Annotated in this window: 6 protein-coding genes and 1 pseudogene; 2 read left to right on the top strand and 5 right to left on the bottom strand. The window is 65.0% G+C overall.

The genetic code is table 11. The annotated features are described in order from the left end of the window. The 5 genes from Q0L94_RS15555 to Q0L94_RS15535 all read right to left on the bottom strand — a co-directional run. A partial coding sequence (locus Q0L94_RS15555; protein WP_296754981.1) for an ABC transporter ATP-binding protein occupies positions 1 to 891 on the bottom strand: 891 nt, incomplete at its 3' end. A 6-nt stretch (positions 892 to 897) separates the two neighbouring features. Further along, entirely contained in the window at positions 898 to 2,487 is a 1,590-nt protein-coding gene (locus tag Q0L94_RS15550) for an iron ABC transporter permease (protein WP_296754983.1), read from the bottom strand. A gap of 96 nt (positions 2,488 to 2,583) precedes the next feature. Next, a complete protein-coding gene (locus Q0L94_RS15545) occupies positions 2,584 to 3,597 on the bottom strand; it encodes an extracellular solute-binding protein (RefSeq protein WP_296754978.1) in 1,014 nt (337 codons plus the stop codon). Positions 3,598 to 3,691: 94 nt separating this feature from the next. Then, positions 3,692 to 4,288, bottom strand: coding sequence for a hypothetical protein (locus Q0L94_RS15540; RefSeq protein WP_296754975.1), 597 nt, complete (start codon positions 4,286 to 4,288; stop codon positions 3,692 to 3,694). Between the two features lie 49 nt (positions 4,289 to 4,337). Next, on the bottom strand, positions 4,338 to 4,811 hold the full coding sequence (locus tag Q0L94_RS15535; RefSeq protein WP_296754973.1) for a C40 family peptidase: 474 nt from the start codon (positions 4,809 to 4,811) through the stop codon (positions 4,338 to 4,340). Positions 4,812 to 4,888: 77 nt separating this feature from the next. Between Q0L94_RS15535 and Q0L94_RS15530 the strand changes: the two genes are divergently transcribed. After that, positions 4,889 to 5,578 (top strand): DUF6781 family protein, encoded by a 690-nt coding sequence (locus tag Q0L94_RS15530; protein WP_296754970.1) that lies wholly within the window; start codon positions 4,889 to 4,891, stop codon positions 5,576 to 5,578. A gap of 197 nt (positions 5,579 to 5,775) precedes the next feature. Beyond that, positions 5,776 to 6,083 (top strand): annotated as a pseudogene (locus Q0L94_RS15525) (ubiquinone biosynthesis protein UbiB); the annotation flags it as partial.

The raw sequence follows: 6,083 nt of genomic DNA, 5'->3' as shown, positions 1-6,083 counted from the left end.
GAGGCTGTCGTCGTCGTGCACGATGTCGTCGGGGCGCAGGAGCACGTCGACGTGGCAGCTGCGCACGCATGAGTCGCAGCCCTCGGCGCCGCACTCGACCGGGATGTGGCCGTTCAGCACGCCGAGCTCGATCTCGACCTGATGGTCGTTGATGACCTCGCCGTTGAGCAGCGTCCCCTGGCCGACGAAGTCGGCGACGAAGCGGTTGGCCGGCTCGTGGTAGAGGTTGTACGGCGTGTCCCACTGCTGGATGCGGCCCTCGTGCATGACGCCCACCCAGTCGGCGAGCGCGAACGCCTCGTGCTGGTCGTGGGTGACGATGAGCGCGGTGGTCGCCTCGCGCTTCAGGATGTCGCGTACTTCGATCGAGAGCCGCTCGCGCAGCTCGACGTCGAGGTTGGAGAAGGGTTCGTCCATCAGGATCAGGCGCGGCCGCGGCGCCAGCGCCCGGGCGAGCGCGACGCGCTGCTGCTGGCCGCCGGAGAGCTGGTGCGGGTACTGCCCGGCATGGGCGGTCAGGCCGACCAGTTCCAGGAGCTCGGCGATGCGCGCGTCCTTTCCCGCCTTCGATTCGCCGCGCAGGCCGAAGCCGACGTTGTCCGCCACGGTGAGGTGCGGGAACAGCGCGTAGTCCTGGAACACCATGCCGACGCGGCGCTTCTCCGCCGGCAGCATCCAGCCCGGGCGGCTGACGACCTCGCCGCCGATGCGGATCTCGCCCGCCTGGATCGTCTCGAAGCCGGAGATGCAGCGCAGCGCGGTCGTCTTGCCGCAGCCCGAGGGACCGAGCAGGCAGCCGATCGCGCCCTCCGGGAGGGTGAAGGACAGGTCGGCGATGATTTGCCGCTTGCCGTACGACTGCGAGACCGAGTCGAGGATCAGTTCAGCCATGGGGATTCAGTGCTGCGAGTGCGTGCCGCGCCACGTCAGGAGGATGATGGGAATGATACCGGCGATGACGATCGCGAGCGATGGCAGCGCGGCGCGCTCCCATTCGCCTTCCGAGGTCATCTCGAATACCCGCACCGCCAGCGTGTCCCAGCCGAACGGGCGGGTCATCAGGGTAATCGGCATTTCCTTCATGATGTCGACGAAAGCCAGTGTCCCGGCGGTCAGTAGGCTGGCGCGCAGCATGGGAAGGTGGATGCGGGTGAGCAGGCCTGCCGTGCCGGTGCCCAGGTTGCGTGCGGCTTCGTCGACGTTGCGGGTGATGCGGTGCAGGCCGCTGTCGATGGGGCCGAAGCCGACCGCGAGAAAGCGCACCAGGTAGGCCAGCAGCATCACCAAGAGCGTGCCCTTGAGGATTTCGCTGCCGTCGAAGCCGAACCAGGCGCGGCCGGTGTCGATCAGCCAGTTGTCCAGCGCCGCCACCGGAATGAACAGGCCCACCGCCAGCACCGCGCCGGGGAAGGCATAGCCGAGGGTGGCGAGGCGCTGCGTCCACATCATCGCCGGGCCGGGGCGCTGGCGTCCGGCATAGGCGAGCAGCAAGGCCACGGCCACCACCATCAGCGCGCCGATGCCGGCCAGCAGCACCGAATGCCAGGCAAATGCCCAGTAGCGGCTGTCGAGATCGTCGGCGATGACGTCGCGCGACCACAGCGCCAGTTGCGTGATCGGAATGAGAAAAGCTGCTGCCAGCACCGCGCCGGCATACAGCAGGGCCAGACCGGCCAGCACCGGCGGCAGCTTGATGCGTCGCGAAGCGGCGCTGCGGCCCACTGCGCCGTAGCGCATCCGGGTGCGCGAGCGCTGCTCGAACACCACCGCGACCAGCACGAACAGGATCAGGATCGAGGCCAGCTGCGCCGCTGCCGGCAGCGAAAACAGGCTGTACCAGGCCTTGTAGATGGCGGTGGTGAAGGTGTCGTAGTTGAAGATCGCCATGGTGCCGAAATCGGCCAGGGTTTCCATCAGCGCCAGCATCATCCCGGCGGCGATCCACGGCCGCGCCATCGGCAGCGCCACCCGGAAGAAACCCTGGATGCGGGAGAGTCCGAGCGACTGCGCGGCTTCCAGCGCGATCGCACCCTGGGTGGCGAAGGCATTTTTCGCAATCAGATAAACATAGGGATAGAGCGCCAGCGACATCACCAGGATGACGCCGCCGCGCGAGCGGATCTCGGGCAGGCCGGTGATGCCCCAGCTGTCGCGCAGCCAGGTTTGCAAGGGGCCGGTAAAGTCCAGCAGTCCGATCGCGACGAAGGCGGTGACGTAGGCGGGTAGCGCCAGCGGCAGCAGCAGCGCCCAGTCGAACAGGCGGCGGCCGGGAAATTCGCACATCGCCGTGAGCCAGGCCAGCGACACGCCCAGCACGCCGACGCCGATCGCTACCCCGAGCACCAGCCACAGCGTGTTGCCCACCAGTTCGGGCAGCACGAATTCGGTCAGGTGGGCGAGGATGTCGCCCTCGATCTGGGCGAACGAGGAGAAGGTGACCGCCACCGGCACCAGCACCAGCGCGGCGACCGCCAGGGCGAACAGCATCCAGCCGCCGCTGCGGGGGCGGGCGTCGGGCAAAACAAAAACGCCCGCTGAGGGCGCTTTTGCTGGAACTGCAACAGAGTCGGACAAGATGGATGCTTATTTGTAGCCGGCGCGATCCATCAATTTTACGGCCTTGGTCTGCAGGCTGCCAGCCTCTTTTACGTTGATCAGGTTCTGCTTGAAGCCGCCCCAGGCTGCGACCGTCTTGTCGGGCGACACGTTCGGGTTGACCGGGTATTCCAGGTTGACGTCGGCGAACAGGTTCTGCGCCTTGCCGGATGACAGCCATTCGATCAGCTTCTGCGCGCCGGCCGGGTTCTTGGCGTGACGTGTGACCCCGGCGCCGGAGATGTTGACGTGCACGCCGGCCGCCTTGTTTTTCAGGTTCTGGTTGGGCCAGAAAATCGCCAGCGGCAGGTTGGGGCTCTTCTCCATCAGGCGGCCGAAGTAATAGGTGTTGACCAGCGCGACGTCGCACTGGCCGGCGGCCACCGCTTCCATCGCCTTGGTGTCGTCGGGGAAGGGTGCGGTCGCCAGGTTGCCGACCCAGCCGTGCACCATGTCCTCGGTTTTGCCTTCGCCGTATTCGGTGATCATCATCGCCACCAGGCTCTGGTTGTAGACCTTTTTCGAGGTGCGCAGACAGAGGCGGCCTTTCCATTTCGGGTTGGCCAGGTCTTCGTAGGTCGACAGCTCGGCCGGTTTCACCTTGCCGGTGTTGTACACGATGGTGCGGGCGCGTACCGACAGGCCGAACCACTCGTTGTCGGGATCGCGCAGATGGGCCGGCACGTTGGCTTGCAGGGTTTTCGACTGGATCGGACGCAGCAGGCCCTCTTCGGACGCCTGCCACAGGTTGCCGGCGTCGACCGTCAGCAGCATATCGGCCGGGGTGTTCCTGCCCTCGGCTTTCAGCCGCGCCATCAGCGGCCCTTCCTTGTCGGTGATGAACTTGATTTGTACGCCGGTATCGCGGGTATAGGCGTCGAACAAGGGTTTGATGAGCTGCTCGTTACGCGCGGAATACACCACGACTTCCTCGGCCAGTGCAGGCAGGGCGATGGCGGAGAATGCCAGGGTGGCAAGCAGCCGGGTCAGGATCGGTTTCATCGCGGATTTCTTCTCGGTTGGGTCGATGTTCGCAATCGTACTCAAAATGAGAACGGTTATCAATACATGAATGGGTATAAAAATCCGCTGCGGCTCAACTGCGTTCGAACTGGAGCAGGAAGCGCAGTTCGCCTTCGAACAGGGTGTCCAGCCGGATTTTGCCGGGCCGTTCGTCGGAATGCAGCCCGGGCTGCGGCGCAGGGCTGACGTCGATCAGCCGGAGCGACTCGGCGGGATAGTCGACGTCGAGCGTCACCCGCATGGGGTAATAGCCGTCGAGGAATTTGCGCATGTAGGGTCCGCTGAACAGACTGAAATAGCCGTTTCCGGTGTTGCGCAGGGCACGGATCTGCGCAGACAGGCACAGCCTGGCGCCGGGTTCGACATTGCGCAGCTGTACGCTGGCGCCTTCGACCCGGGCGTGACCGATGCCGCTGGCGAGGTCGATTTCGAGATCGCGCACGTAGCCCTCGCGGAAGGTGATCTGCAGCAGCGGCACGGCGTCCAGCCGGTCGTGGCATTGATGCAGCCCGACCCAGCCGGTAGCCAGGCTGTCGGCATCGATGCGGATGCGATTCTGGTGATGATGGAGGGGTTTGGCAGGCGGCGTTTCGAGGAAATGCAGCTGTCCCTCGTTGACGGCGTCCGCGCTTTCCAGGCTGAGATCGGTTGCCGCATGCGCATAATGCATCAACAGGACCGCCGCCAGCACGCCGTGCCGGAGCGCACCCGGGCAGCGCTTATTGCTGCGCGGCAATCGCGGGCGAAACATCGCCGGCCGGGCCGACGCGGCGGGCGCCGTCGAAGCGTTCGCGCCAGTAACGGTCGCCGAGGCTGGAGACCATGACTGCCCCGGTGCGGCTGCTCGCGGCGTGCACAAAACGGTCTTCGCCCAGGTAAATGCCAACATGTGAGAATGCGCGGTTGAGGGTGTTGAAGAAGACCAGATCGCCGGGCTGGAGTTCGGCCAGCGCGAGCGGCTGAGTCGCTTCGCTGATCGCGCGGCTGTCGCGCGGGAGCTGGATGCCGGTCGTCTGACTGAATACGTGGCCGACGAAACCGCTGCAATCGAGTCCGCTGCCAGGCGCGCTGCCGCCCAATCGATAGGGGCTGCCTACCAGGCTGACGGCATACATGTGAATATCGTCTTGCGTTGCCGCAAATGCGCGGGATGTCGACAGCAAGGCTAGCAGGAACAGCAGTACAGACTTCATCGAATGACAATCTGCTCTATAGTAATTGAAGGCGAATTACGGCTATGCGTAGCGAATCTTGACTCGAGGACAGCACCATGAATGACGCGCAAACCCCAGTTCCAAGCCAGACCAGTATCCCCGACAATACGCAACTCATGCAATTGCACGACGAGGCCGCAGCAGCCGTGTCCACGCCCGATCTGCGCGAACGCGTGCGCGAATTGACGGCGCGCGTCCTGCATGAACGCCGCATGGCACTGGGCGATCTGCGTGAGATCGTCACCGCGATTGCCTCCGGCGTGGGCAGCGGCCTGACGTCGCGCGGCGGTGAAATGAAAGATGGGCTCAAGCAGGCGATGGCCGGCCTGGACGAGGCCGTCGGCAGCGCAGCGCAGGCGGCATCCTACACCCTGCGCGAAGCGGCCACCCAGGGTCAGGCCTTCAGGGACAACGAACTCAAGGCCAGCCTTGAGCAGCTCCGCGACCTGGAGGGGCAGATTGTCGAGGCCCTGAAGCAGGCCGCCAGCCAGTCGGGCGGCAAGCTGAAGGAAGAACTCGGCTACCTAAGTGATCACCTGAAGATCAGCGGCACCCGTACCGGCGAGCAGGTACTCGAATCGCTCCAGCAGATGGCGAGCGGCGTGAAAGCCAGCAGCACGGCGGGACGCACCGGGCTGAGCGAGTCGGCCAGCACGGCCACCGAGCGCCTGTCGCAGGTGGCGAGCGGCATCCTGGCGGCGTTATCCGAATCGCTCAAGCGGCAGAGCGAGCGCCTGCGTTCCTGACGACACGCTACCCAGCAGCGGGAAGCGCGCCCATAGTGCCCCCCTGCGGCTGTAGCGGAGTCATTGTCGCTTTAGCGGCTTACGAATCCGGCGTGCCCCTTGCGGGTACAGCGGAGTCGTTGTCGCTTTAGCGGCTTACGAATCCGGCGTGCCCCTTGCGGGTACACTCTCGGCATTACCTATTCCAACAACCAACGATGCTCTGGGAAACCATCTCGGTCGTGCGCGACCTGCCGCGATTGCATGAAATCGCCTCGGTGATGATTCGCTATGGCTGGGGCGATCTGGTGCGCCTGCTGGGTATCAGCGGCGTTCTGGAACGCGCCGGACGGGTGCTGCACTGGCACAGCACCAGCGAAATCAACCAGCTCGATGCGCCCGTGCGCATCCGCCGCGCGCTGGAAGAACTCGGCCCCACCTTCGTCAAACTCGGGCAACTGCTGGCGACCCGGGTGGACATGTTTCCGCCGCACTGGATTGCCGAATTCGAGAAACTGCATAGCCA

The organism is Thiobacillus sp. (genome assembly GCF_024708915.1).
This window is presented reverse-complemented; position numbering and strand designations above follow the sequence as displayed.

Coding starts and splice junctions, on each gene's coding strand:
- Q0L94_RS15535 (WP_296754973.1), bottom strand. CDS start 4,811: ATGAAGTCTGTACTGCTGTTCCTGCTAGCCTTGCTGTCGACATCCCGC.
- Q0L94_RS15530 (WP_296754970.1), top strand. CDS start 4,889: ATGAATGACGCGCAAACCCCAGTTCCAAGCCAGACCAGTATCCCCGAC.
- Q0L94_RS15540 (WP_296754975.1), bottom strand. CDS start 4,288: ATGCATTATGCGCATGCGGCAACCGATCTCAGCCTGGAAAGCGCGGAC.
- Q0L94_RS15550 (WP_296754983.1), bottom strand. CDS start 2,487: ATGCTGTTCGCCCTGGCGGTCGCCGCGCTGGTGCTGGTGCCGGTGGCG.
- Q0L94_RS15545 (WP_296754978.1), bottom strand. CDS start 3,597: ATGAAACCGATCCTGACCCGGCTGCTTGCCACCCTGGCATTCTCCGCC.